Below are 24,843 nucleotides of genomic sequence, written 5' to 3'. Positions count from 1 at the left end.
ATCAAAATACGCCGATTTTGCACCTGTTCCGTGTTAGCGCGTCTTAATAACCAGACGATTACTCTGCTTGACTTCTTCCATAACAACGTATGTCCGTGTGTCATTGACGCCAGGCAGACGCAGCAGGGTTTCCCCCAGCAACTTACGGTAGGCTGACATATCCGGCACGCGTGTTTTCAACAGGTAGTCGAAATCACCAGATACTAAATGACACTCCTGAATTTCTTCAAGTTTTTGTACAGCGGTATTGAATTGTTCAAACACATCCGGTGCGCCACGATTCAGAGTAATCTCAACGAATACCAGAAGTGATGCATCCAGATAATGGGGGTTAAGCAGCGCCGTATAGCCCTGAATAAACCCTTGTCTTTCCAGCCGACGCACACGCTCAAGGCACGGCGTTGGGGAAAGTCCCACACGTTTAGAAAGCTCGACGTTAGAAATACGCCCATCCTTTTGCAACTCATTAAGAATGTTACGATCGATACGGTCGAGATCTTTGCCAGGGCGCTTCTTGCTATCTACCATTATTATTGTCTCTCTGTATTCCTTCCCTACTCCTGTCTGACCCTGAAACATCACTGTTCAGAGTCGCTACCCGTCACGATAGACCGAAATCATAAAGATTCACGGCGCGCAATGCCTGGGTCTACGGTGAGAAGACCGTTGCCTTGTGGCAGCTATCGACATCACGAATGGCGTCTGTCCACGCCATACGTAGATTTCACTAGCACGGTAAACATGGTATTTACATGCATGGTTATGCGCATATAAGAATACTGTTTTTTTCTTCCTCGAATGTTTTCGCAAAACACCAGGGGATTGTCAAAGCAAAACATCGATTTTTAGTACAACATGCCAGATATTCATTAACAGGGGCGTTTATTCATCATTTAATCGGCTTATAAAGCGGGAAATTTAAGTAGCAGAGGTGATAATGACGGGAGAATTTGACCTGCTTATCGATGCTGCCGATTGCACAAATTGTTAACAAAATCGTCATACTCTTTTTTTACGTCTGTAAATTCCCTACAATCCTGCCCATTGTCTGCCAACAACTATGGGGATCTCATGGGCACGACCAAACACAGTAAACTGCTTATCCTGGGTTCAGGCCCGGCGGGATACACCGCTGCTGTCTACGCGGCGCGCGCCAACCTGCAACCTGTGCTGATTACCGGCATGGAAAAAGGCGGCCAACTGACCACCACCACGGAAGTGGAAAACTGGCCTGGCGATCCAAACGATCTGACCGGTCCGTTATTAATGGAGCGCATGCACGAACATGCCACCAAGTTTGAAACTGAGATCATTTTTGATCATATCAACAAGGTGGATCTGCAAAACCGTCCGTTCCGTCTGAATGGCGATAACGGCGAATACACTTGCGACGCGCTGATTATTGCCACCGGAGCTTCTGCACGCTATCTCGGCCTGCCCTCTGAAGAAGCCTTTAAAGGCCGTGGAGTTTCTGCTTGTGCAACCTGCGACGGTTTCTTCTATCGCAACCAGAAAGTTGCGGTCATCGGCGGCGGCAATACCGCGGTTGAAGAGGCGCTGTATCTGTCTAACATCGCTTCGGAAGTGCATCTGATTCACCGCCGTGACGGTTTCCGCGCGGAAAAAATCCTTATTAAGCGTCTGATGGATAAAGTGGAGAACGGCAACATCATTCTGCACACCAACCGTACGCTGGAAGAAGTGACCGGCGATCAAATGGGTGTCACTGGCGTTCGTCTGCGCGATACGCAAAACAGCGACAACATCGAGTCACTCGACGTTGCCGGTCTGTTTGTTGCTATCGGTCACAGCCCGAATACTGCGATTTTCGAAGGGCAGCTGGAACTGGAAAACGGCTACATCAAAGTACAGTCGGGTATTCATGGTAATGCCACCCAGACCAGCATTCCTGGCGTCTTTGCCGCAGGCGACGTGATGGATCACATTTATCGCCAGGCCATTACTTCGGCCGGTACAGGCTGCATGGCAGCACTTGATGCGGAACGCTACCTCGATGGTTTAGCTGACGCAAAATAATTTTACAAATCAGTAACAAAAGTAAAGAAGGCGACACCTTGCGACTATGGGTCGCCTTTATTTTTTCCCCGTTGTAACATTGCTCTGCAAATAATTCTGATAACTCACCTGCTAAGCGTGCAATGAATAAATCTCGTCAAAAAGAGTTAACCCGCTGGTTAAAACAGCAAAGCGTCATCTCCCAACGTTGGCTGAATATTTCTCGTCTGCTGGGCTTTGTAAGCGGCATATTGATCATTGCCCAGGCCTGGTTCATGGCGCGAATTCTGCAACATATGATTATGGAGAATATTCCCCGTGAAGCCCTGCTGCTTCCCTTTACGTTACTGGTTCTGACCTTTGTACTGCGCGCATGGGTGGTCTGGTTACGCGAACGGGTGGGTTATCACGCCGGGCAGCATATCCGCTTTGCCATCCGCCGTCAGGTTCTCGACCGTCTGCAACAAGCAGGGCCAGCGTGGATTCAGGGTAAACCTGCGGGGAGCTGGGCGACGCTGGTACTCGAGCAAATTGACGATATGCATGATTACTATGCACGCTATCTGCCGCAAATGGCGCTGGCAGTGTCGGTGCCGTTGCTGATTGTGGTGGCGATCTTCCCCTCTAACTGGGCTGCGGCGCTCATTCTGCTGGGCACTGCACCGTTAATTCCGTTGTTTATGGCGCTGGTTGGGATGGGGGCTGCCGATGCTAACCGACGTAACTTTCTCGCTCTTGCTCGCTTAAGTGGGCATTTCCTCGATCGCCTGCGCGGCATGGAAACATTGCGTATTTTTGGTCGTGGTGAAGCTGAAATTGAAAGTATTCGTTCTGCTTCGGAAGATTTCCGCCAACGGACAATGGAAGTGCTACGACTGGCGTTTTTATCCTCCGGCATTCTCGAATTTTTTACCTCGCTGTCAATTGCTCTGGTGGCGGTCTACTTTGGTTTTTCCTATCTCGGCGAGCTGGATTTTGGTCACTACGATACTGGCGTGACGCTGGCTGCGGGTTTTCTGGCCCTGATCCTTGCGCCAGAGTTTTTCCAGCCATTACGCGATCTCGGTACGTTTTATCATGCTAAAGCCCAGGCTGTTGGTGCAGCTGACAGTCTGAAAACGTTTATGGAAACCCCGCTCGCCCATCCGCAGCGCGGTGAGGCGGAATTAGCATTGACCGATCCGCTGACCATTGAGGCCGAGGATCTGTTTATCACGTCGCCGGAAGGTAAAACGCTGGCCGGACCGCTGAACTTTACTTTGCCAGCAGGCCAACGTGCAGTGTTGGTTGGTCGCAGCGGTTCAGGTAAAAGCTCACTGCTGAACGCGCTTTCTGGTTTTCTCTCATATCAGGGATCATTACGAATCAACGGGATAGAATTACGTGATTTATCACCAGAATCATGGCGTAAACATCTCTCCTGGGTTGGGCAAAACCCACAATTACCGGCAGCAACATTGCGGGATAACGTACTACTGGCGCGACCTGATGCCAGCGAACAAGAATTACAAGCAGCGCTGGATAACGCCTGGGTCAGCGAGTTTCTACCGCTCCTGCCACAAGGCGTTGATACGCCTGTTGGCGACCAGGCTGCCCGCCTTTCCGTGGGGCAGGCGCAGCGCGTGGCGGTGGCCCGTGCGTTACTAAATCCCTGTTCGCTATTACTGTTGGATGAACCCGCTGCCAGCCTTGATGCTCACAGTGAACAGCGCGTAATGGAGGCGCTGAATGCCGCCTCTCTGCGCCAGACAACGTTAATGGTCACCCACCAGTTAGAAGATCTTGCTGACTGGGATGTCATTTGGGTTATGCAGGATGGCCGGATTATTGAGCAAGGACGTTACGCGGAATTAAGTGTGGCTGGTGGCCCATTCGCCACATTACTGGCCCATCGTCAGGAGGAGATTTAAATGCGCGCTTTGCTACCCTATCTGGCACTGTATAAACGTCATAAATGGATGTTAAGTCTTGGTATTGTGCTGGCAATTGTGACGCTGCTCGCCAGTATCGGTCTGTTGACACTTTCCGGCTGGTTCCTCTCGGCCTCAGCGGTTGCGGGGGTTGCCGGACTGTACAGCTTCAACTATATGCTACCCGCTGCGGGCGTGCGTGGTGCAGCAATCACCCGTACTGCCGGGCGTTATTTTGAACGTCTGGTAAGTCACGACGCGACTTTCCGCGTGTTGCAGCATCTGCGCATTTACACCTTCAGCAAATTGTTGCCCCTCTCCCCTGCCGGATTGGCGCGCTATCGTCAGGGCGAATTGCTCAACCGCGTGGTGGCGGATGTTGATACGCTCGATCATCTTTACCTGCGCGTTATCTCGCCGCTGGTGGGCGCTTTTGTGGTGATTATGGTGGTGACAATCGGGTTAAGTTTCCTTGATTTCACCCTCGCCTTTACGCTGGGCGGCATTATGTTACTGACGCTTTTCCTGATGCCACCGCTGTTTTATCGTGCGGGAAAAAGCACCGGGCAAAATCTGACTCATCTTCGCGGACAGTATCGCCAACAACTGACGGCCTGGCTGCAAGGGCAAGCTGAGCTGACCATTTTTGGTGCCAGCGATCGTTATCGCACGCAACTAGAGAATACAGAAATTCAATGGCTGGAAGCGCAACGCCGTCAATCTGAACTGACCGCATTGTCGCAAGCGATAATGCTGCTCATTGGCGCGTTAGCGGTGATCCTGATGCTGTGGATGGCGTCTGGCGGCGTTGGCGGCAATGCTCAACCCGGCGCGTTAATTGCCCTGTTTGTCTTCTGCGCGTTAGCCGCGTTTGAAGCACTGACACCAGTAACGGGTGCATTTCAGCATCTGGGGCAAGTCATTGCCTCTGCCGTTCGGATCACTGATTTAACGGATCAAAAACCGGAGGTCACCTTCCCTGATACCCAAACTCGTGTTGCCGATCGCGTTTCGCTGACGTTACGGGATGTTCAGTTCACTTATCCGGAGCAATCTCAACAGGCACTTAAAGGGATTTCTCTTCAGGTAAACGCCGGGGAACATATTGCGATTCTCGGGCGAACCGGATGCGGCAAATCAACATTGTTACAACTACTGACCCGCGCTTGGGACCCGCAACAGGGCGAGATTTTGCTTAACGATAGCCCCATAGCCAGCCTGAATGAAGCGGCTCTACGACAGACCATCAGCGTTGTTCCTCAGCGAGTGCATCTGTTTAGCGCCACGCTGCGTGATAATCTGTTACTCGCCTCGCCTGGCAGTAGTGATGAGGCTCTGTCGGAGATCTTGCGTCGCGTTGGTCTGGAGAAGCTGCTCGAGGATGCAGGTCTCAACAGTTGGTTAGGTGAAGGCGGACGCCAGCTCTCCGGTGGTGAACTGCGCCGTCTGGCTATCGCCCGTGCGCTGTTACATGATGCGCCACTGGTGTTGCTGGATGAACCTACAGAAGGCTTAGATGCCACAACCGAAAGTCAGATCCTTGAATTGCTTGCAGAAATGATGCATGAGAAAACGGTGTTAATGGTCACCCATCGACTTCGCGGACTCTCTCGTTTCCAGCAAATAATAGTGATGGACAACGGGCAAATTATTGAGCAAGGTACTCACGCAGAACTGCTTGCCAGACAGGGGCGTTATTACCAGTTCAAGCAGGGTTTGTAAGCTATTATTGAACGATCCGACTTGCGTGGAGTTTTGCGGTCATGCGCCTGGTTCAGCTTTCTCGCCATTCAATAGCCTTCCCTTCCCCGGAAGGCGCATTACGTGAGCCTAACGGCCTGCTGGCACTTGGGGGCGATCTTAGCCCTGCGCGCCTGTTAATGGCTTACCAGCGTGGTATTTTTCCGTGGTTTTCTCCAGGCGACCCCATCCTCTGGTGGTCGCCCGATCCCCGCGCGGTGCTATGGCCAGAATCACTGCATATCAGCCGTAGTATGAAGCGATTTCATAAACGCTCGCCCTATCGTGTCACGCTGAATTACGCTTTTGGTCAGGTCATTGAAGGCTGTGCCAGCGATCGCGAAGAAGGAACCTGGATCACGCGTGGCGTGGTCGAAGCCTACCATCGCCTTCACGAACTCGGTCATGCCCACTCCATTGAAGTCTGGCGTGAAGATGAGCTTGTCGGCGGTATGTACGGCGTGGCCCAGGGAACGCTATTTTGTGGCGAGTCCATGTTCAGCCGGATGGAAAATGCGTCTAAAACGGCGCTTCTGGTATTCTGTGAGGAATTTATCGGTCATGGCGGTAAGCTTATCGACTGCCAGGTCCTTAACGATCACACAGCATCGCTTGGTGCCTGCGAAATTCCCCGCCGGGATTACCTTAATTATCTCAATCAAATGCGCCTCGGACGATTGCCGAATAATTTCTGGGTACCACGATGCTTGTTTTCACCACAAGAATGAATGTTTTCGGCACATTTCTCCCCAGAGTGTTATAATTGCGGTCGCAGAGTTGGTTACGCTCATTACCCCGCTGCCGATAAGGAATTTTTCGCGTCAGGTAACGCCCATCGTTTATCTCACCGCTCCCTTATACGTTGCGCTTTTGGTGCGGCTTAGCCGTGTGTTTTCGGAGTAATGTGCCGAACCTGTTTGTTGCGATTTAGCGCGCAAATCTTTACTTATTTACAGAACTTCGGCATTATCTTGCCGGTTCAAATTACGGTAGTGATACCCCAGAGGATTAGATGGCCAAAGAAGACAATATTGAAATGCAAGGTACCGTTCTTGAAACGTTGCCTAATACCATGTTCCGCGTAGAGTTAGAAAACGGTCACGTGGTTACTGCACACATCTCCGGTAAAATGCGCAAAAACTACATCCGCATCCTGACGGGCGACAAAGTGACTGTTGAACTGACCCCGTACGACCTGAGCAAAGGCCGCATTGTCTTCCGTAGTCGCTGATTGTTTTACCGCCTGATGGGCGAAGAGAAAGAACGAGTAAAAGGTCGGTTTAACCGGCCTTTTTATTTTGTGATATGTATGAAGTACTTTGGAAGTATAAGTCCATAACTTGTCTCGATGTAGATATACTGCACAACTTGTTTACAGTATGAGCAAACAATAATTATCATTAAAATTCTTCTTGACCGTTTTACTCCAACTCCCTATAGTAGCGCCCCGTTGCCACCCATGAGGTTTGGCAGCAATACAATTTGGTGAGGTGTCCGAGTGGCTGAAGGAGCACGCCTGGAAAGTGTGTATACGGCAACGTATCGGGGGTTCGAATCCCCCCCTCACCGCCATATTTAAAGAAGAGCTCGTACGAAAGTGCGAGCTTTTTTTTCGCATTTTATCTGTCTGTACGGCAGTGAACATGGTGGGCGGGTGGAGTATGTTACCTGTGAATTTCTAAGCTGCCTGTACGGCAGTGAACCATCAACATCCACTTCATTTGCCGAATACAGCTTTCTAAGCTGCCTGTACGGCAGTGAATTCAAATACTACACGTTTAGCCCGTTGTTAATAAAGCAAAACCATCCCATTCTCCTGCAGCACCCTTTTTTATCCTTACCTTCCAGCAGCACTAATTATCAACAACTAACCATCATCATCAAAAAAAGGGTCTGAACCTCCTCCACCCCATAAATAAAAAGTCCGTAACCTCTTTCGAGATTACGGACTTCACCAACCTACCTGACAATCAGATTAATGAGCTGCTTCCGCCTTGTGCTTTTGTGCACTCTGAAATCCGTAAGTCAGCTCATTTTTCTCTTTATCCAGCGCGACGGTGACCTGACCGCCGTCCACCAGCGAACCAAACAGCAGTTCGTTGGCAAGCGGTTTTTTCAGGTTGTCCTGGATGACACGCGCCATCGGACGAGCGCCCATTGCCCGGTCGTAACCTTTCTCGGCCAGCCAGTTACGCGCTTCCTGGCTCACTTCCAGAGAAACACCTTTCTGATCCAGCTGAACCTGCAACTCGACGATGAATTTATCCACCACCTGATGGATCACGTCAGTTGACAGATGATCGAACCAGATAATGTTGTCGAGACGGTTACGGAATTCCGGTGTAAAGATCTTCTTGATCTCTTCCATCGCATCGGTGCTGTTATCCTGGTGGATAAGACCAATGGATTTGCGCTCAGTTTCCCGTACCCCGGCGTTAGTGGTCATCACCAGTACCACGTTACGGAAGTCCGCTTTGCGTCCGTTGTTATCGGTCAGCGTACCGTTGTCCATCACCTGCAACAGAATATTGAACACGTCCGGATGCGCTTTCTCGATTTCGTCCAGCAGCAGCACCGCATGTGGATGCTTGATGACCGCATCAGTCAGCAAACCGCCCTGATCAAAACCAACGTATCCCGGAGGCGCACCAATCAGACGGCTGACGGTATGGCGTTCCATATACTCGGACATATCAAAGCGCAGAAGCTCAATGCCCAAAGCTTTCGAAAGCTGTACCGTCACCTCTGTTTTCCCGACCCCGGTAGGGCCGGCAAACAGGAACGAACCGACCGGTTTATGTTCGTGACCTAAACCTGCACGCGCCATCTTAATGGCTTCAGTCAGCGCCTCAATGGCTTTATCCTGACCGAAGACCAGCATTTTCAGGCGATCGCCGAGGTTTTTCAGGGTATCGCGGTCACTCTGAGAAACACTCTTCTCTGGAATGCGTGCAATACGGGCCACCACGGACTCAATATCCGCCACATTAACGGTTTTCTTGCGTTTGCTTACCGGCATCAGGCGTGCGCGAGCGCCCGCTTCGTCGATAACATCAATCGCTTTATCCGGCAGATGACGATCGTTAATGTATTTCACCGCCAGCTCTACCGCCGCACGCACCGCTTTTGCGGTATAACGCACGTCGTGGTGCGCTTCATACTTCGGTTTCAGGCCATTGATGATTTGAACAGTTTCTTCGATCGACGGTTCAGTAATATCAATTTTCTGGAAGCGACGCGCCAGAGCACGGTCTTTCTCGAAAATGTTGCTGAACTCCTGATAGGTTGTCGAACCAATTACGCGAATTTTACCGCTGGAGAGCAACGGTTTGATTAGGTTAGCCGCATCGACCTGACCACCAGACGCTGCACCCGCACCGATAATGGTGTGGATCTCATCAATAAACAGGATGCTGTTAGTGTCCTGCTCCAGCTGCTTGAGCAACGCTTTAAAACGTTTTTCAAAGTCGCCGCGATATTTTGTGCCCGCTAACAGAGAACCGATATCGAGAGAGTAAATCGTACAGTCAGCCATCACTTCCGGCACATCGCCCTGAACAATTCGCCAGGCAAGACCTTCTGCAATCGCGGTTTTACCGACACCAGATTCCCCCACTAGCAGCGGGTTGTTTTTACGGCGACGGCAGAGAACCTGAATAGCACGCTCCAGCTCCTTCTCACGACCAATCAGTGGGTCGATTCCGCCCACGCGCGCAAGCTGATTCAGGTTCGTCGTGAAATTCTCCATACGTTCCTCCCCACCAGCTTGTTCTTCGCTGTTTGGCTGGCTGCCAGGATCAGAAGACTGTGTCGGCTCGTCTTTACGCGTGCCATGAGAGATAAAGTTCACCACATCGAGACGGCTGACTTCATGTTTACGCAACAGATATGCCGCCTGCGACTCCTGTTCGCTAAAGATAGCGACCAGAACGTTTGCACCGGTAACCTCATTGCGACCGGAGGACTGGACATGGAAGACCGCACGTTGCAGTACACGCTGAAAACTCAGCGTCGGCTGTGTGTCGCGCTCCTCTTCACTGGCAGGCAGAACGGGTGTGGTTTGTTCAATAAAGGCTTCCAGTTCCTGACGGAGCGCAACCAAATCCACAGAACACGCTTCCAGCGCCTCCCGGGCAGATGGGTTACTGAGCAGCGCCAGTAACAAGTGCTCGACGGTCATAAACTCATGACGGTGCTCGCGCGCTCTGGCGAAAGCCATATTTAAACTGAGTTCCAGTTCTTGATTGAGCATAGGCACCTCCCCCAATTTTTATGCCTGCATTCAGGCTTTTTCTAGCGTACACAGCAATGGATGCTCATTCTCCCTCGCGTACTTGTTCACCATCGCCACTTTGGTTTCTGCAACCTCGGCGGTAAAGACTCCGCAAATGGCCTTCCCCTGGTAGTGAACAGCGAGCATCAATTGCGTTGCACGTTCTACATCATAAGAAAAGAATTTTTGTAACACGTCAATAACAAACTCCATCGGAGTGTAATCATCATTGACTAATATCACTTTATACATAGATGGCGGTTTTAGCGCGTCGCGAACTTTTTCTTCCGCCAGTTGATCAAAGTCCAGCCAGTCGTTCGTTTTACCCATTGTCAGTTATCATCTTCGGTTACGGTTATCGGCAGAACGCCCTGCCGCTGACAAGAGCTTATTTGCCTGACCAATCTACTCCACATGATAGATAACTATCATCTATCGTTGGCATCAGCGACATCTGTCACATTCCTGTCAATAGCGTTAACTGCTTCAAATTTTTGATTCATACCTGCCCCCTGGCCCCTGTCAAATGCTTGACGGCTCGCCCTAATTCTCTAAATTGTATTTCTAGAGTTGGCGAGGTTTTGAACAGCCCCCTCTCTGACCCCGGTTTATTCCATCTTACTTGTATAAGATTTGCGAAGGATGTCGAAGCATGGAAAAGGGTACTGTTAAGTGGTTCAACAATGCCAAAGGGTTTGGTTTCATCTGCCCTGAAGGCGGCGGCGAAGATATTTTCGCTCATTATTCCACCATTCAGATGGATGGTTACAGAACGCTAAAAGCTGGACAATCCGTTCAGTTTGATGTCCACCAGGGGCCAAAAGGCAATCACGCCAGTGTTATTGTGCCCGTCGAAGTAGAAGCGGCAGTCGCATAGCTCTTCTGTCTCATTGTGTACATCCTAAAGGCAAAATGCCAGCCCGATCGGCTGGCATTTTTATCTCAAAAATTACTCTCGTGCCAGAGCATCTACTGGATCCAGTCGTGCCGCATTTCGTGCGGGTAACCAGCCAAATAAAATCCCGGTGACCGTCGAGCAGAGAAACGCCAGCAGCAGCGCCAACGGTGAAAAACCAATCTCCCAGCCGGGTAAGAAAAGCTGCAAGGTGAAAGCAATTAACAGTGACAGTGTTATTCCCAACGCGCCACCGACCAGGCAAACCAGTACGGCTTCGATCAGGAACTGTTGCAAAACATCGCTTGCTCGCGCACCTACAGCCATGCGAATGCCAATTTCCCGCGTCCGCTCGGTCACTGACACCAGCATAATATTCATTACACCAATACCGCCCACCACCAGCGAAATCACCGCCACCAGCGTCAGAAACAGTTGTAAAGTACGTGTGGTCTTTTCAACGGTTTTCAAGACGCCGTCCATGTTCCAGGTAAAGAAATCCTTCTTACCGTGGCGCAGTGAAAGTAAACGCGTGAGTTGCTGTTCCGCCTCGGCGCTGTCAAATCCTTCTTTCACCCTGACAGTAATGGAGTTCAGCCACGACTGGCCCATAACTCGCCCGGACATCGTGCTGTAAGGTAGCCAGACACGCAGCACTTTACTGCTACCAAACATCGACTGTTTTTCTTCCGCCACACCAATGACTCTGGCGGGCATATTGCCGACCAGAATCACCTCGCCAACCACATCTGCTTTATGGGGGAAAAGCTGGCGGCGAGTATTACTGTCGAGAACCACGACCTGCGCACGACCGTTCAGCTGTTCCTGATTAAAGGTGTTTCCTTCACTGAAGGTCATGCCATAGACATTAAAATAATCGCCGCTCACGCCATTGGCACTGGCAGCAACATCAACATTGTTGTAACGCAGGCGCAGGTTTTGCGAGACGGCAGGTGTGGCTGAAGCGACCCACGGTTGTTTTTGGATGGCGATTAAGTCATCGTACTTCAGCGCCTGCTGATATTGCGGATCGTCATCGCCAAAATCTTTCCCGGGATAGACATCAATAGTATTCGTACCAATAGAACGAATATCCGCCAACACCATTTGTTTGGCGGCGTCGCCCACCACGACAATGGAAACCACCGACGCAATACCGATTATAATCCCCAGCATGGTCAGTAAAGTACGCATTTTATTCGCTGCCAGCGCCCGCCATGCCATCGTCAGCGCCTCGTTAAAACCGCTGACAAACTGCCGCCAGCCAGACACCGTGTTGACAACAGGTTCCGTCCCGCCAGCAACATTCACTTTTTCAATGGCGGGAGGATTGCGCACAATTTCGCCGTCGCGAATTTCGATCACCCGCTCGGCCTGAGCAGCGACCTGCGGATCGTGGGTGACGATAATCACCGTATGTCCGCGATCGCGCAGCTGATGCAGGATCGCCATCACCTCTTCGCCAGAATGGCTGTCCAGTGCGCCGGTTGGTTCATCGGCAAGAATTACCTGACCGCCGTTCATCAATGCCCGCGCGATGCTGACGCGCTGTTGCTGACCGCCCGAAAGCTGTGCCGGATAATACTCTGTACGGTCTTCCAGCCCCAGCCGTTGCAGCAACTCCTGGGCGCGAAGCAGCCGCTGTTTCCGCTCAAGACCAGCATAGACGGCGGGTACTTCAACGTTCTGCTCGGCGGTTAAATGCGAAAGCAAATGGTAACGCTGGAAAATAAAGCCGAAATGCTCGCGGCGCAGTTGCGCCAGCGCATCGGCGTCCAGTGTGGCAACATCCTGACCGGCGACGCGATAGGTGCCGCTGGTGGCCTTATCCAGACAGCCGAGAATATTCATCAGGGTCGATTTACCGGAACCCGAAGCGCCAACAATCGCTACCATCTCACCGGCATAAATATCGAGGGTGATGCCCTTCAGCACCTCAACCTGCTCATCACCGGCAGGATAGCTGCGACGAATATCCTTTAATTCGAGCAAAGGCGTCATTGTGCAGCTCCTGGTTTGGCCTCACCAATCACCACTTCATCGCCCGCTTCCAGCCCTTTGACAATCTCAACATCGGTATCGTTACGTGCGCCAATCGTCACTTCACGCTCGCGTGTTTCACCATTACGCAACAATTTGACTTTATAACGATTATCGCCAACCGGATCGCCTAACGCCGACAGAGGGATCGTCAGCACATTTTTCACATCGGTGAGCTGAATATGCACTTGCGCAGTCATATCCAGCCGCAGCAAACCATTGGGGTTGGGGACTTCAAAACGGGCGTAATAGAAAATAGCGTCGTTAACCTTTTCCGGCGTCGGTAGTACATCCTTGATTTGCCCCTCGTAGCGCGTCAGTGGATCGCCAAGTACCGTAAACCAGGCTTTTTGCCCCGGCTTCAGGTGGATTACATCCGCTTCAGAAACCTGCGCTTTTACCAGCATGGTGCTCATATCTGCCAGCGTCAGAATGTTCGGTGCTTGTTGTGCGGCAATCACCGTCTGGCCTTGCAGAGTGGTGATTTGCGTGACTTCCCCGGCCATCGGGGCAACGATGCGAGTGTAATCGAGATTGGTTTTAGCCGTATCGAGAGAAGCCTGATTGCGCTTGATTTGCGCGTCAATGGTGCCAATTTGCGCCTGTTTCACAGCCATCTCCGTCGCGGCGGTGTCGAGATCCTGCTGTGAAACCGCCTGCGTTTGTGCCAGACGTTGCTGACGGGAATACGTCACCCGCGCCAGTTTCAGCTCCGCTTCCGCCTGCTGCCGCTGCGCGCGTAGCTCCATCAGCGTTGCTTCGACCTCCTTGATCTGGTTTTCAGCCTGTTCAGGATCAATAACCCCTAAAAGCTGGTCTTTTTTTACTTTATCGCCAATCGCCACCGACAGCGTTTTCAACTGACCGCTGACCTGCGCGCCCACGTCAACCTTACGCAGCGCGTCCAGCTTTCCGGTCGCCAGCACGCTTTGCTGTAAATCACCGGGGCGCACAATCAGTGTCTGATAAGTCGGCACGGGTGCGTTAAGAATTCTCCATAACGTAATCAGTCCGGCGATGACTATCACCAGCGCAATAACGTAACGCTTCTTCACGGTTTTCCGCTTTTTCATAAATATTCTGAATACTCCATATGCCAATCCGGGTCATTAACTTCAACGAAATATCAACAAAACCCTAAAATTTACGTTAGTAATCACACTATTGATGTTTGGTTAAGATACGCAATGGTGAAATCGACGTCATGTACAACCATTGATTTCATGAATATGTCGCAGCTAACCGAACGGACCTTTACGTCATCTGAATCTCTCAGCAGCCTGTCACTTTTTCTTAGTCTGGCACGTGGACAGTGTCGGCCGGGTAAATTCTGGCATCGCCGTAGTTTTCGCCAGAAATTTTTGCTGCGCTCGTTGATTATGCCGCGTTTAAGCGTTGAGTGGATGAACGAACTTTCCCACTGGCCTAATCTCAATGTGTTGTTAACGCGCCAGCCGCGACTGCCTGTACGTCTGCATCGCCCTTACCTTGCGGCGAATCTTAGCCGTAAGCAATTGCTGGAGGCGTTACGTTACCATTATGCGTTACTCCGCGGGTGTATGTCGGCGGAAGAATTCAGCTTATATTTGAATACCCCCGGGCTGCAACTGGCGAAGCTGGAAGGCAAAAACGGCGAGCAGTTCACGCTTGAGCTGACCATGATGATCTCAATGGATAAAGAAGGTGACAGCACAATCCTGTTCCGCAACAGCGAAGGTATTCCTCTGGCAGAAATCACGTTTACCCTGTGTGAATATCAGGGGAAAAGAACGATGTTTATTGGTGGACTGCAAGGCGCAAAATGGGAAATTCCACATCAGGAAATCCAGAATGCGACGAAAGCCTGCCACGGGCTATTTCCCAAACGCCTCGTGATGGAAGCGGCCTGTCTGTTTGCCCAACGTTTGCAGGTAGAGCAGATTATTGCCGTCAGCAATGAAACGCATATTTACCGCAGCCTGCGTTATCGCGATAAAGAAGGCAAGATCCATGCCGATTACAACGCTTTCTGGGAATCGGTTGGCGGCGTATGTGATGCTGAACGCCATTACCGCCTTCCAGCACAGATAGCACGAAAAGAGATTGCCGAAATCGCCAGTAAAAAACGGGCTGAATACCGTCGGCGCTATGAGATGCTCGACGCTATTCAGCCACAAATGGCCACGATGTTTCGCGGTTAATCCGCGCGACCGCGCGCCAGCCACAGCACGCGTGAGAACATTTTTTTCAGCAGCGTCGGTACGGAGTCCACACCACGACGTCCGGCCTCCATTGCCACTTCAATGGCAAGATCGGGTTTGGAAGAGCGATGGATCGCTTTCGAGATAATTTTGCGCAGATTCATCGGTACATTTTCCGGGATTTGCGCCACGCGGTGGAACACATCGGAAAATCCCTGGCGATACATAAAATGTTCCATATCCAGCGCCGGTAACGCCGTTAAATGTTCTCGTTCGGCTTCCCGATCATTATTCAACAGGCTGCGTACCGTAGCGGCATATTTCTTTCCTGCTTCATCGCCATCGACCAGTACATGCCATTCAATCCCCATTCGGCGGGCAAATTTAACCAGTGGCTTTAGCCCGGACTGGGCAAACTCAATGACCTTGATTCCTTCGGCATCAAAATGATGTCCGCACTGACGCGCCAGTTCATTGATAACCCAGGTTTCCGTTTCCCCTTCCACCAGCAACCAGCAGCGAGCAAACAGCGATGACGGACGATTAAAACGAATGTGAAAAGAGATGCGGCGGCTGTCTTCGGTGCTCAAGCCACTTGGCCCCAGACGCCAGGCGGCAACACGAGAAGATTCACGCACCAGGCGGCAAACATGTTCCACTGGAGTTAACGAAAGCAGCTCGCCAGAGTTGGTGGTAGCAATACGTTGTAAAGGCAAAAGATTCAACAGATGCCAGGCAACTGAAAGCATAATGGGGTGTAAACGCGTTTCTGGATCTTCGATCAGCAACAATGGACGGGCGTCTTTATCCAGTCGCAATGTGCCTTTTGCCTGCAATAAAGTAGCAAACAGGCCGAGCAAAATAACCCGATACGAGCGCCCTCCAGGTCGGTCAATCATCCGGTTGATGATGTCCAGATAGCGCCAGCTTCGTTGCTCATTGCTGGCCCGCCGCCGCATTAAACGATATCGCGCCTGTCCAGCCCCCTGCTCAGAGAAATAATGCTCAAGCAACTGCACCATTGCGGAAAGTCCCTGACGAATCTGTCCATCAGAGAGATTTTGCGGATGTGAGGACAACTCACGGGCGAGGAAATCGAGCTGGCGCGCGGTGACTTCCACATTGGGGACATTTGGCACCGTGCCGTTACGAATACGGCGCATAAAACGGGCATCACGCAAGCGCAGCACCGGCATTAAACGCACCAGGTGGCGTGCCTGATCGTTAATATCCTCAACATCAATCGGATGTCCGTCTTTATCGAGAAAACTGCGCAGTGTCATCACGCTGCCGTCTTCCGCACTCTCCCCTTCCAGACGATAAAAAATACGGTGATAGCCATCGGTGCATGGCGTCCAGCACGCTTCCAGCGGTCGATAACGGCGAACCCGATGTCGGCCTGGCAGCGATTCGCGGAAGGTCAAAATAATATGCAGATGATGTTCTCGCCCGTTGATATCTCCCGGCGGGAACCAGAAATCGTCGCGCTCAAAATGGTAGAGATCTGATTCTGGCGATAGCAGCAGGGTTAAGGCGTCCAGCAAGCTGGATTTACCCCACGCGTTCTCCCCAATCAGGACGTTGTTTTGTTCCAGCATCAACGACAAACGGTTGATACCGCGAAAACCCACAATTTCAACGCGCTCAAGAATCATATCCCCTCCAGAAATATGTGACTTATCCTTTACGCTGGCAGTATAACGGGAAAGGCCTTGCTAATACGTGATGACATCACATTTAAGCATGGCAAATGTCTGAAAAATGAGCGAATAATCGCGTTATACTCCCTCTTGCTGATAAGTCTGCAAAAACAACAAAATCAAATAATTAGCATGATAAATTATTTTTTATTACGCCTAAAGGATTAAATCTTTTGCTTGCACTACACTGTCAATCAGACAAATGACTATATGGGGCAACCCGCTGTTGCCCTAAATCAAATTTACTGGATTTATTTATCTGGTGAATGACTCGCCTTCGTTTTTAAAATAGCCGCGCATTATTTCCGTCGTCACTTTTTTACGACGACCCTATAAAACGACCATATTTTTCACAGGGTCAATTTTTAATTGAGGTGGATATGTTCAGAAAATTAGCAGCTGAATGTTTTGGTACTTTCTGGCTTGTTTTTGGTGGCTGTGGTAGTGCTGTGCTGGCCGCAGGCTTCCCGGAATTAGGCATTGGTTTTGCCGGCGTGGCGTTGGCGTTCGGTCTGACCGTTCTGACGATGGCCTTTGCTGTTGGTCATATTTCTGGTGGTCATTTTAACCCGGCGGTCACTATTGGTTTATGGGCTGGCGGACGTTTTCCGGCAAAAGAAGTCGTTGGCTACGTAATTGCCCAGGTTGTCGGCGGTATTGTTGCAGCGGCGCTGCTGTATTTAATTGCCAGTGGTAAAACGGGTTTTGACGCGGCAGCCAGCGGTTTTGCTTCTAACGGTTATGGCGAGCATTCACCAGGCGGTTATTCCATGCTTTCCGCGCTGGTAGTTGAACTGGTATTGAGTGCAGGTTTCCTGTTGGTGATCCACGGCGCAACCGACAAATTCGCTCCGGCAGGTTTTGCGCCGATCGCTATTGGTCTGGCCTTAACCCTGATTCACTTAATCAGTATTCCGGTGACTAACACTTCTGTTAACCCGGCGCGCAGCACCGCGGTTGCCATCTTCCAGGGCGGCTGGGCATTAGAACAACTGTGGTTCTTCTGGGTGGTGCCAATTGTCGGTGGCATTATCGGTGGTCTGATTTACCGGACTCTGCTGGAAAAACGCGATTGATTAACATTGGCATTTTATCTGCCCTGGTTGTTTTATCTTCGACATTACAAACCGCACGGGTATTGGTGGCGTCAAAATCGCTGAAGCGTTCCCCGAAGGCCGGGGCAGCCCACATGGATGTGGGCTGAGGGCGCGTCTTACAGGACGTTACCTCGCGCCCGACCCGGTTGCCGAAGGGGATAAGCTGAAGGTACCGCGCAGCGGCGATTTTGTTCGCCAGAGCCCGGGGGTGCAGGGGGCGGCGGCGACTGGCCGCTCCCTGCGCCAGTGGCTTTATATGGCATTGCACATGAAAGGAGCGCAACAATGCTAAACACTCATATAGAATTAAAAATCCCCCTCTGATGCATAACATTTCCTTTTAATTGCAACTTTACTCGTCCTTCCGCTTTCAGTAGTGTGTCATCGCGCATTTCGACTTCTTTCTTTGCAAGGACTGGTTTTTCATGTTTTCTGGGCTGTTAATCATTCTGGTTCCCCTGATTGTGGGTTACCTCATTCCGCTTCGCCAAAAAGCTGCATTAAAAGTTATTAATCAGCTCTTAAGCTGGATGGTTTACCTTATTCTCTTTTTTATGGGTATCAGTCTGGCGTTTCTCGATAACCTCGCCAGTAACCTGTTGGCGATTCTGCATTATTCTGCCGTCAGTATTACCGTTATTTTACTGTGTAATATTGCCGCCCTGATGTGGCTGGAGCGCGGTCTGCCGTGGCGCAACCACCATCAGCAAGAAAAACTCCCGTCGCGTATTGCGATGGCGCTGGAGTCGCTAAAACTGTGCGGCGTAGTAGTGATTGGTTTTGCCATTGGCCTGAGTGGACTGGCTTTCTTACAACACGCGACCGAAGCCAGTGAATACACGTTAATTCTGCTACTTTTCCTCGTCGGTATTCAGTTGCGCAATAATGGCATGACCTTAAAGCAGATTGTCCTTAATCGCCGGGGAATGATTGTCGCCGTGGTGGTGGTTGCCAGTTCATTAATTGGTGGTTTAATTAACGCCTTTATTCTTGATCTACCCATCAATACCGCGCTGGCAATGGCCTCTGGTTTCGGCTGGTATTCTCTTTCCGGTATTTTATTGACCGAATCTTTTGGTCCGGTAATCGGGAGCGCGGCGTTTTTTAATGATCTGGCCCGTGAGCTGATTGCAATTATGTTGATCCCTGGGCTGATTCGCCGCAGCCGCTCTACCGCACTGGGCTTATGCGGTGCGACGTCGATGGATTTCACCCTGCCCGTTCTTCAACGTACTGGCGGGCTGGATATGGTCCCGGCGGCAATTGTTCACGGTTTTATTCTTAGCCTGTTAGTGCCGATCCTCATCGCCTTTTTCTCTGCGTAATACCTCTCTGGCGGTAGATCCCTGCCGCCAAAATTGCGCTAAATCAATCTCCCTTAAAGTTGCATGAAAAATCCCTTTTATCCCCGCGTTAAGCGTCTTAACCTTAAACATGTATATTAAATATAACTTTAAAAGGTGTGATCATGTTTTGTGTGCAATGTGAACAAACTATCCGTACTCCGGCAGGAAACGGCTGCTCATACGCGCAGGGGATGTGTGGTAAAACGGCGGAAACCTCTGACCTTCAGGATTTACTCATCGCGGCGCTGCAAGGGCTTTCGGCCTGGGCGGTAAAAGCGCGTGAATACGGCATCATCAACCACGATGTAGACAGCTTTGCGCCACGCGCATTTTTCTCAACCCTGACCAACGTTAACTTCGATTCTCCGCGTATAGTCGGCTACGCTCGTGAAGCGATTGCCCTGCGCGAGGTGCTGAAAGCACAATGCCTGGCTGTAGATGCCAACGCGCGCGTCGATAACCCGATGGCTGACCTGCAACTGGTGAGCGACGATCTCGGCGAGCTGCAACGTCAGGCAGCAGAATTTACCCCTAACAAAGATAAAGCGGCGATTGGCGAAAACATTCTCGGCCTGCGTCTGCTGTGCCTGTATGGCCTGAAAGGTGCGGCGGCCTATATGGAACACGCACACGTTCTCGGTCAATACGACAACGATATTTATGCCCAGTATCATAAAATCATGGCGTGGCTGGGGACCTGGCCTGCCGATATGAACGCGCTTCTTGAGTGTTCAATGGAAATCGGCCAGATGAACTTCAAAGTGATGAGCATTCTGGATGCAGGCGAAACCGGTAAATACGGTCACCCGACGCCAACCCAGGTCAACGTCAAAGCGACGGCGGGTAAATGCATCCTGATTTCCGGTCACGATCTCAAAGATCTCTACAACCTGCTGGAACAGACCGAAGGCACGGGCGTTAATGTCTACACCCACGGCGAAATGCTGCCTGCGCATGGCTACCCGGAGCTGCGTAAATTCAAGCATCTGGTCGGTAACTACGGCAGCGGCTGGCAGAATCAGCAAGTGGAGTTCGCTCGTTTCCCTGGCCCCATCGTGATGACCTCGAACTGCATCATCGACCCAACCGTAGGCGCTTATGACGATCGTATCTGGACCCGCAGCATCGTTGGCTGGCCTGGCGTGCGTCATCTGGATGGCGAAGATTTCTCTGCGGTCATCGCCCAGGCGCAACAAATGGCGGGCTTCCCGTACAGCGAAATTCCGCACCTGATCACCGTGGGCTTTGGCCGCCAGACGCTGCTTGGCGCAGCGGATACGCTGATTGATCTGGTGAGCCGTGAAAAACTGCGTCATATCTTCCTGCTTGGTGGCTGTGACGGCGCACGCGGCGAACGTCACTACTTCACCGATTTCGCCACCAGCGTGCCGGATGACTGCCTGATCCTGACTCTCGCCTGTGGTAAATATCGCTTTAACAAACTTGAGTTTGGCGATATCGAAGGTCTGCCTCGTCTGGTGGATGCCGGTCAGTGTAACGATGCTTACTCAGCAATTATTCTGGCGGTTACGCTGGCAGAAAAACTGGGCTGCGGTGTCAACGATCTGCCGCTGTCGCTGGTGCTCTCCTGGTTTGAACAGAAAGCGATTGTCATTCTGCTGACGCTGCTTTCTCTGGGCGTGAAAAATATCGTCACCGGCCCGACTGCACCTGGTTTCCTGACACCAGATCTGCTGGCGGTGCTGAACGAGAAATTCGGCCTGCGTTCTATCACCACTGTTGAAGAAGACATGAAGCAACTGTTGAGCGCGTAAGGAGTTAGCAGATGACGATGCCAACGAATCAATGCCCGTGGCGGATGCAGGTTCATCACATTAAGCAAGAAACGCCGGATGTGTGGACGATTTCCCTGATTTGCCACGATTACTACCCATATCGCGCCGGGCAATATGCACTGGTCAGCGTGCGAAACTCAGCAGAAACGCTGCGTGCTTACACCATTTCCTCCACGCCAGGAGTGAGTGAATATATCACCCTGACCGTGCGGCGGATTGATGACGGTGTAGGCTCCCAGTGGCTGACGCGCGATGTAAAACGCGGTGATTATCTCTGGCTTTCGGACGCGATGGGGGAATTTACCTGCGACGATAAAGCAGAAGATAAATTCCTGTTGCTGGCGGCAGGCTGCGGCGTCACGCCGATTATGTCGATGCGTCGCTGGCTTGCGAAGAACCGTCCACAGGCCGATGTGCGGGTGATCTACAACGTGCGTACGCCGCAGGATGTTATTTTCGCCGATGAGTGGCGTAACTATCCGGTAACGCTGGTGGCGGAAAATAACGTTACCGAAGGCTTTATCGCTGGTCGTCTCACTCGCGAACTGCTGGCAAGCGTTCCTGATTTAGCCTCACGTACCGTGATGACTTGTGGTCCAGCACCGTATATGGATTGGGTAGAACAGGAAGTGAAGGCGCTCGGCGTGACGCGTTTCTTTAAAGAGAAATTCTTCACCCCAGTAGCGGAAGCGGCGACCAGCGGTCTGAAATTCACCAAACTGCAACCGGCACGAGAATTTTACGCCCCGGTTGGCACCACGCTACTGGAGGCGCTGGAAAGCAATAACGTTCCGGTTATCGCCGCCTGCCGCGCGGGTGTTTGCGGCTGCTGTAAGACGAAAGTGGTTTCCGGTGAATATACGGTGAGCAGTACAATGACGCTGACCGACGCCGAAATCGCTGAAGGTTACGTACTGGCCTGCTCCTGCCATCCGCAGGGGGATTTGGTTCTCGCATAATCGCCTTATGCCCGATGATATTCCTTTCATCGGGCTATTTAACCGTTAGTGCCTCCTTTCTCTCCCATCCCTTCCCCCTCCGTCAGATGAACTAAACTTGTTACCGTTATCACATTCAGGAGATGGAGAACCATGAAACAAACGGTTGCAGCTTATATCGCCAAAACACTCGAATCGGCAGGCGTGAAACGCATCTGGGGAGTCACGGGCGACTCTCTGAACGGTCTTAGCGACAGTCTTAATCGCATGGGCACCATCGAGTGGATGTCCACCCGCCATGAAGAAGTGGCGGCGTTTGCCGCTGGCGCTGAAGCACAACTTTCAGGAGAACTGGCGGTCTGTGCCGGATCGTGCGGCCCAGGCAACCTGCACTTGATCAACGGCCTGTTCGATTGCCACCGCAATCACGTTCCGGTACTGGCGATTGCCGCTCATATTCCCTCCAGCGAAATAGGCAGCGGCTATTTCCAGGAAACCCACCCACAAGAGCTATTCCGCGAATGTAGTCACTATTGCGAGCTGGTTTCCAGCCCGGAGCAGATCCCACAAGTGCTGGCGATTGCCATGCGCAAAGCGGTGCTTAACCGTGGCGTTTCCGTTGTCGTGTTACCGGGCGACGTGGCGTTAAAACCTGCGCCAGAAGGGGCAACTACCCACTGGTATCATGCGCCACAGCCGGTCGTGACGCCGGAAGAAGAAGAGTTACGCAAACTGGCGCAACTGCTGCGTTATTCCAGCAATATCGCCCTGATGTGTGGCAGCGGCTGCGCGGGGGCGCATAAAGAGTTAGTTGAGTTTGCCGGGAAAATTAAAGCACCTATTGTTCATGCCCTGCGCGGTAAAGAACATGTCGAATACGATAATCCGTATGATGTTGGAATGACCGGGTTAATCGGCTTCTCGTCAGGTTTCCATACCATGATGAACGCCGACACCTTAGTGCTGCTCGGCACCCAGTTCCCCTACCGTGCTTTCTACCCGACCGATGCCAAAATTATTCAGATTGATATCAACCCAGCGAGCATCGGCGCACACAGCAAGGTGGATATGGCGCTGGTCGGCGATATCAAGTCGACCCTGCGTGCATTGCTGCCATTGGTGGAAGAAAAAGCCGATCGCAAGTTTCTGGATAAAGCGCTGGAAGATTACCGCGATGCCCGCAAAGGGCTGGACGATTTAGCTAAACCGAGCGAGAAAGCCATTCACCCGCAATATCTGGCGCAGCAAATTAGTCATTTTGCCGCCGATGACGCCATCTTTACCTGTGATGTCGGCACGCCAACAGTATGGGCAGCGCGTTATCTGAAAATGAACGGCAAGCGTCGCCTGTTAGGTTCGTTTAACCACGGTTCGATGGCTAACGCCATGCCGCAGGCGCTGGGTGCGCAGGCAACCGAGCCGGAACGTCAGGTGGTCGCCATGTGCGGCGATGGCGGTTTTAGCATGTTGATGGGCGATTTCCTCTCAGTAGTACAGATGAAACTGCCGGTGAAAATTATCATCTTTAACAACAGCGTGCTGGGCTTTGTGGCGATGGAGATGAAAGCCGGAGGCTACCTGACAGACGGCACCGAGCTTCACGACACCAACTTTGCCCGCATTGCCGAAGCGTGCGGCATTACGGGTATCCGTGTAGAAAAAGCCGCTGAAGTCGATGAAGCCCTGCAACGCGCCTTTTCCATCGACGGTCCGGTGCTGGTGGATGTGGTGGTCGCCAAAGAAGAATTAGCCATTCCACCGCAGATCAAACTCGAACAGGCCAAAGGTTTTAGCCTGTATATGCTGCGCGCAATCATCAGCGGACGCGGCGATGAAGTGATCGAACTGGCGAAAACGAACTGGCTAAGGTAAAAAGGGTGGCATTTCCCGTCATAATAAGGACATGCCATGATTGATTTACGCAGTGATACCGTAACCCGACCGAGCCGCGCCATGCTCGAAGCGATGATGGCCGCCCCGGTTGGGGACGACGTTTACGGAGACGACCCTACCGTTAATGCTCTGCAGGACTATGCAGCAGAGCTTTCCGGTAAAGAAGCCGCCATTTTTCTGCCTACCGGCACTCAGGCCAACCTGGTCGCTCTGCTCAGTCACTGCGAACGTGGCGAAGAGTATATTGTCGGTCAGGCCGCGCATAACTATCTGTTTGAAGCCGGTGGCGCAGCGGTGCTGGGCAGTATTCAGCCGCAACCCATCGACGCGGCTGCCGACGGCACGCTACCGCTGGATAAAGTGGCGATGAAAATCAAACCCGACGATATCCATTTCGCCCGCACCAAATTACTCAGTCTGGAAAACACCCACAACGGCAAAGTGTTGCCGCGTGAATACCTTAAAGATGCATGGGAATTTACCCGCGAGCGCAATCTGGCGCTGCATGTTGACGGTGCGCGCATCTTTAATGCCGTGGTGGCTTACGGCTGCGAACTGAAAGAGATCACGCAATATTGTGATTCGTTCACCATTTGCCTGTCGAAAGGTCTTGGGACGCCAGTCGGTTCATTACTCGTCGGTAATCGTGATTACATTAAACGTGCCATTCGCTGGCGGAAAATGACAGGTGGCGGGATGCGCCAGTCCGGCATTCTGGCTGCTGCCGGGATGTATGCGCTGAAAAATAACGTCGCACGCTTGCAGGAAGATCACGACAACGCCGCCTGGATGGCGGAGCAACTGCGCGAAGCGGGCGCGGATGTAATGCGTCAGGACACTAATATGCTGTTTGTCCGCGTCGGCGAAGAAAATGCTGCCGCGTTAGGCGAATACATGAAAGCGAGAAACGTACTGATTAACGCCTCGCCGATTGTCCGCCTGGTGACCCATCTTGACGTCTCGCGCGAACAACTGGCAGAAGTCGCCGCCCACTGGCGCGCATTCCTGGCGCGTTAAGG

Annotated in this window: 20 protein-coding genes and 1 tRNA gene; 14 read left to right on the top strand and 7 right to left on the bottom strand. The window is 51.8% G+C overall.

Annotated features, from left to right (window positions below; genetic code table 11):
• Nucleotides 1-33 precede the first annotated feature (33 nt).
• On the bottom strand, nt 34-528 hold the full coding sequence (gene lrp, locus HUZ68_RS08220) for a leucine-responsive transcriptional regulator Lrp (RefSeq protein WP_000228473.1): 495 nt from the start codon (nt 526-528) through the stop codon (nt 34-36).
• A gap of 543 nt (nt 529-1,071) precedes the next feature.
• Between lrp and trxB the strand changes: the two genes are divergently transcribed.
• From trxB to HUZ68_RS08190, 6 genes are all read left to right on the top strand, one after another.
• Nucleotides 1,072-2,037, top strand: a complete 966-nt coding sequence (gene trxB / locus HUZ68_RS08215) for a thioredoxin-disulfide reductase (protein WP_000537418.1) — start codon at nt 1,072-1,074, stop codon at nt 2,035-2,037.
• A 122-nt stretch (nt 2,038-2,159) separates the two neighbouring features.
• Nucleotides 2,160-3,926 (top strand): heme ABC transporter permease/ATP-binding protein CydD, encoded by a 1,767-nt coding sequence (cydD, locus tag HUZ68_RS08210; RefSeq protein WP_001043577.1) that lies wholly within the window; start codon nt 2,160-2,162, stop codon nt 3,924-3,926.
• Entirely contained in the window at nt 3,927-5,648 is a 1,722-nt protein-coding gene (gene cydC / locus HUZ68_RS08205; protein ID WP_201481242.1) for a heme ABC transporter ATP-binding protein/permease CydC, read from the top strand.
• Between the two features lie 41 nt (nt 5,649-5,689).
• Nucleotides 5,690-6,394, top strand: a complete 705-nt coding sequence (gene aat, locus HUZ68_RS08200) for a leucyl/phenylalanyl-tRNA--protein transferase (protein ID WP_044866870.1) — start codon at nt 5,690-5,692, stop codon at nt 6,392-6,394.
• Nucleotides 6,395-6,678: 284 nt separating this feature from the next.
• Nucleotides 6,679-6,897, top strand: coding sequence for a translation initiation factor IF-1 (gene infA / locus HUZ68_RS08195; protein ID WP_001040187.1), 219 nt, complete (start codon nt 6,679-6,681; stop codon nt 6,895-6,897).
• 253 nt (nt 6,898-7,150) lie between these two features.
• Nucleotides 7,151-7,238 (top strand) — tRNA-Ser (locus tag HUZ68_RS08190).
• Between the two features lie 403 nt (nt 7,239-7,641).
• Here HUZ68_RS08190 and clpA read toward each other — a convergent pair.
• The 3 genes from clpA to yljB all read right to left on the bottom strand — a co-directional run bounded on the left by clpA (nt 7,642) and on the right by yljB (nt 10,442).
• A complete protein-coding gene (gene clpA, locus HUZ68_RS08185) occupies nt 7,642-9,918 on the bottom strand; it encodes an ATP-dependent Clp protease ATP-binding subunit ClpA (protein WP_000934041.1) in 2,277 nt (758 codons plus the stop codon).
• Between the two features lie 30 nt (nt 9,919-9,948).
• Nucleotides 9,949-10,269 (bottom strand): ATP-dependent Clp protease adapter ClpS, encoded by a 321-nt coding sequence (gene clpS / locus HUZ68_RS08180; protein ID WP_000520781.1) that lies wholly within the window; start codon nt 10,267-10,269, stop codon nt 9,949-9,951.
• 98 nt (nt 10,270-10,367) lie between these two features.
• On the bottom strand, nt 10,368-10,442 hold the full coding sequence (gene yljB, locus HUZ68_RS08175; RefSeq protein ID WP_001406719.1) for a protein YljB: 75 nt from the start codon (nt 10,440-10,442) through the stop codon (nt 10,368-10,370).
• A gap of 149 nt (nt 10,443-10,591) precedes the next feature.
• Between yljB and cspD the strand changes: the two genes are divergently transcribed.
• Complete coding sequence (cspD, locus tag HUZ68_RS08170) at nt 10,592-10,816, top strand: cold shock-like protein CspD (protein WP_000410785.1); 225 nt, start codon at nt 10,592-10,594, stop codon at nt 10,814-10,816.
• Between the two features lie 72 nt (nt 10,817-10,888).
• Here cspD and macB read toward each other — a convergent pair whose 3' ends face one another.
• Together macB and macA are read right to left on the bottom strand one after the other, a co-directional pair.
• Nucleotides 10,889-12,835, bottom strand: a complete 1,947-nt coding sequence (macB, locus tag HUZ68_RS08165; RefSeq protein ID WP_000188180.1) for a macrolide ABC transporter ATP-binding protein/permease MacB — start codon at nt 12,833-12,835, stop codon at nt 10,889-10,891.
• Entirely contained in the window at nt 12,832-13,947 is a 1,116-nt protein-coding gene (gene macA / locus HUZ68_RS08160) for a macrolide transporter subunit MacA (protein WP_000746460.1), read from the bottom strand. Before macA ends, macB begins: the two co-directional genes overlap by 4 nt.
• Nucleotides 13,948-14,097: 150 nt before the next feature.
• Between macA and HUZ68_RS08155 the strand changes: the two genes are divergently transcribed.
• Nucleotides 14,098-15,054, top strand: a complete 957-nt coding sequence (locus HUZ68_RS08155; RefSeq protein WP_001322270.1) for a VirK/YbjX family protein — start codon at nt 14,098-14,100, stop codon at nt 15,052-15,054.
• On the opposite strand, the gene HUZ68_RS08150 is transcribed toward HUZ68_RS08155, so the two are convergent.
• Nucleotides 15,051-16,709 carry an ATP-dependent endonuclease gene (locus tag HUZ68_RS08150; RefSeq protein ID WP_000599806.1) on the bottom strand — a complete coding sequence of 553 codons (1,659 nt, stop codon included), beginning with the start codon at nt 16,707-16,709 and terminating at the stop codon, nt 15,051-15,053. The genes HUZ68_RS08155 and HUZ68_RS08150 overlap by 4 nt on opposite strands.
• A gap of 425 nt (nt 16,710-17,134) precedes the next feature.
• On the opposite strand from HUZ68_RS08150, the gene aqpZ reads away from it, so the two are divergent.
• From aqpZ to ltaE, 6 genes are all read left to right on the top strand, one after another.
• The gene (aqpZ, locus tag HUZ68_RS08145) at nt 17,135-17,830 is read left to right on the top strand and encodes an aquaporin Z (RefSeq protein WP_001298299.1); all 696 of its coding nucleotides are present in this window, start codon (nt 17,135-17,137) and stop codon (nt 17,828-17,830) included.
• A gap of 446 nt (nt 17,831-18,276) precedes the next feature.
• Complete coding sequence (gene lysO, locus HUZ68_RS08140; protein WP_001338421.1) at nt 18,277-19,176, top strand: L-lysine exporter LysO; 900 nt, start codon at nt 18,277-18,279, stop codon at nt 19,174-19,176.
• Nucleotides 19,177-19,319: 143 nt separating this feature from the next.
• Nucleotides 19,320-20,972 (top strand): hydroxylamine reductase, encoded by a 1,653-nt coding sequence (gene hcp / locus HUZ68_RS08135; protein ID WP_000458836.1) that lies wholly within the window; start codon nt 19,320-19,322, stop codon nt 20,970-20,972.
• Between the two features lie 11 nt (nt 20,973-20,983).
• Entirely contained in the window at nt 20,984-21,952 is a 969-nt protein-coding gene (gene hcr, locus HUZ68_RS08130; protein WP_033815680.1) for an NADH oxidoreductase, read from the top strand.
• Nucleotides 21,953-22,084: 132 nt separating this feature from the next.
• Nucleotides 22,085-23,803: a ubiquinone-dependent pyruvate dehydrogenase gene (poxB, locus tag HUZ68_RS08125; RefSeq protein ID WP_112925417.1), complete on the top strand. Its 1,719-nt coding sequence runs from the start codon at nt 22,085-22,087 to the stop codon at nt 23,801-23,803.
• Between the two features lie 36 nt (nt 23,804-23,839).
• Nucleotides 23,840-24,841, top strand: a complete 1,002-nt coding sequence (gene ltaE, locus HUZ68_RS08120; RefSeq protein ID WP_033815678.1) for a low-specificity L-threonine aldolase — start codon at nt 23,840-23,842, stop codon at nt 24,839-24,841.
• Nucleotides 24,842-24,843: the final 2 nt, after the last annotated feature.

Origin of the sequence: Shigella dysenteriae, assembly GCF_022354085.1 — a bacterium.
GTDB classification, from domain to species: Bacteria; Pseudomonadota; Gammaproteobacteria; order Enterobacterales; family Enterobacteriaceae; genus Escherichia; species Escherichia coli.
Note: the sequence above shows the minus strand (reverse complement) of the source record. Positions and strands in the feature narration are given on the sequence as shown.

What these genes read in the sequence shown, in the direction of transcription:
- aqpZ (WP_001298299.1), top strand. Translation starts at nt 17,135, where the DNA reads ATGTTCAGAAAATTAGCAGCTGAATGTTTTGGTACTTTCTGGCTTGTT.
- trxB (WP_000537418.1), top strand. Translation starts at nt 1,072, where the DNA reads ATGGGCACGACCAAACACAGTAAACTGCTTATCCTGGGTTCAGGCCCG.
- macA (WP_000746460.1), bottom strand. Translation starts at nt 13,947, where the DNA reads ATGAAAAAGCGGAAAACCGTGAAGAAGCGTTACGTTATTGCGCTGGTG.
- macB (WP_000188180.1), bottom strand. Translation starts at nt 12,835, where the DNA reads ATGACGCCTTTGCTCGAATTAAAGGATATTCGTCGCAGCTATCCTGCC.
- HUZ68_RS08150 (WP_000599806.1), bottom strand. Translation starts at nt 16,709, where the DNA reads ATGATTCTTGAGCGCGTTGAAATTGTGGGTTTTCGCGGTATCAACCGT.
- aat (WP_044866870.1), top strand. Translation starts at nt 5,690, where the DNA reads ATGCGCCTGGTTCAGCTTTCTCGCCATTCAATAGCCTTCCCTTCCCCG.
- cspD (WP_000410785.1), top strand. Translation starts at nt 10,592, where the DNA reads ATGGAAAAGGGTACTGTTAAGTGGTTCAACAATGCCAAAGGGTTTGGT.
- clpS (WP_000520781.1), bottom strand. Translation starts at nt 10,269, where the DNA reads ATGGGTAAAACGAACGACTGGCTGGACTTTGATCAACTGGCGGAAGAA.
- ltaE (WP_033815678.1), top strand. Translation starts at nt 23,840, where the DNA reads ATGATTGATTTACGCAGTGATACCGTAACCCGACCGAGCCGCGCCATG.
- poxB (WP_112925417.1), top strand. Translation starts at nt 22,085, where the DNA reads ATGAAACAAACGGTTGCAGCTTATATCGCCAAAACACTCGAATCGGCA.
- HUZ68_RS08155 (WP_001322270.1), top strand. Translation starts at nt 14,098, where the DNA reads ATGAATATGTCGCAGCTAACCGAACGGACCTTTACGTCATCTGAATCT.
- lrp (WP_000228473.1), bottom strand. Translation starts at nt 528, where the DNA reads ATGGTAGATAGCAAGAAGCGCCCTGGCAAAGATCTCGACCGTATCGAT.
- clpA (WP_000934041.1), bottom strand. Translation starts at nt 9,918, where the DNA reads ATGCTCAATCAAGAACTGGAACTCAGTTTAAATATGGCTTTCGCCAGA.
- cydD (WP_001043577.1), top strand. Translation starts at nt 2,160, where the DNA reads ATGAATAAATCTCGTCAAAAAGAGTTAACCCGCTGGTTAAAACAGCAA.
- hcr (WP_033815680.1), top strand. Translation starts at nt 20,984, where the DNA reads ATGACGATGCCAACGAATCAATGCCCGTGGCGGATGCAGGTTCATCAC.
- infA (WP_001040187.1), top strand. Translation starts at nt 6,679, where the DNA reads ATGGCCAAAGAAGACAATATTGAAATGCAAGGTACCGTTCTTGAAACG.
- lysO (WP_001338421.1), top strand. Translation starts at nt 18,277, where the DNA reads ATGTTTTCTGGGCTGTTAATCATTCTGGTTCCCCTGATTGTGGGTTAC.
- hcp (WP_000458836.1), top strand. Translation starts at nt 19,320, where the DNA reads ATGTTTTGTGTGCAATGTGAACAAACTATCCGTACTCCGGCAGGAAAC.
- cydC (WP_201481242.1), top strand. Translation starts at nt 3,927, where the DNA reads ATGCGCGCTTTGCTACCCTATCTGGCACTGTATAAACGTCATAAATGG.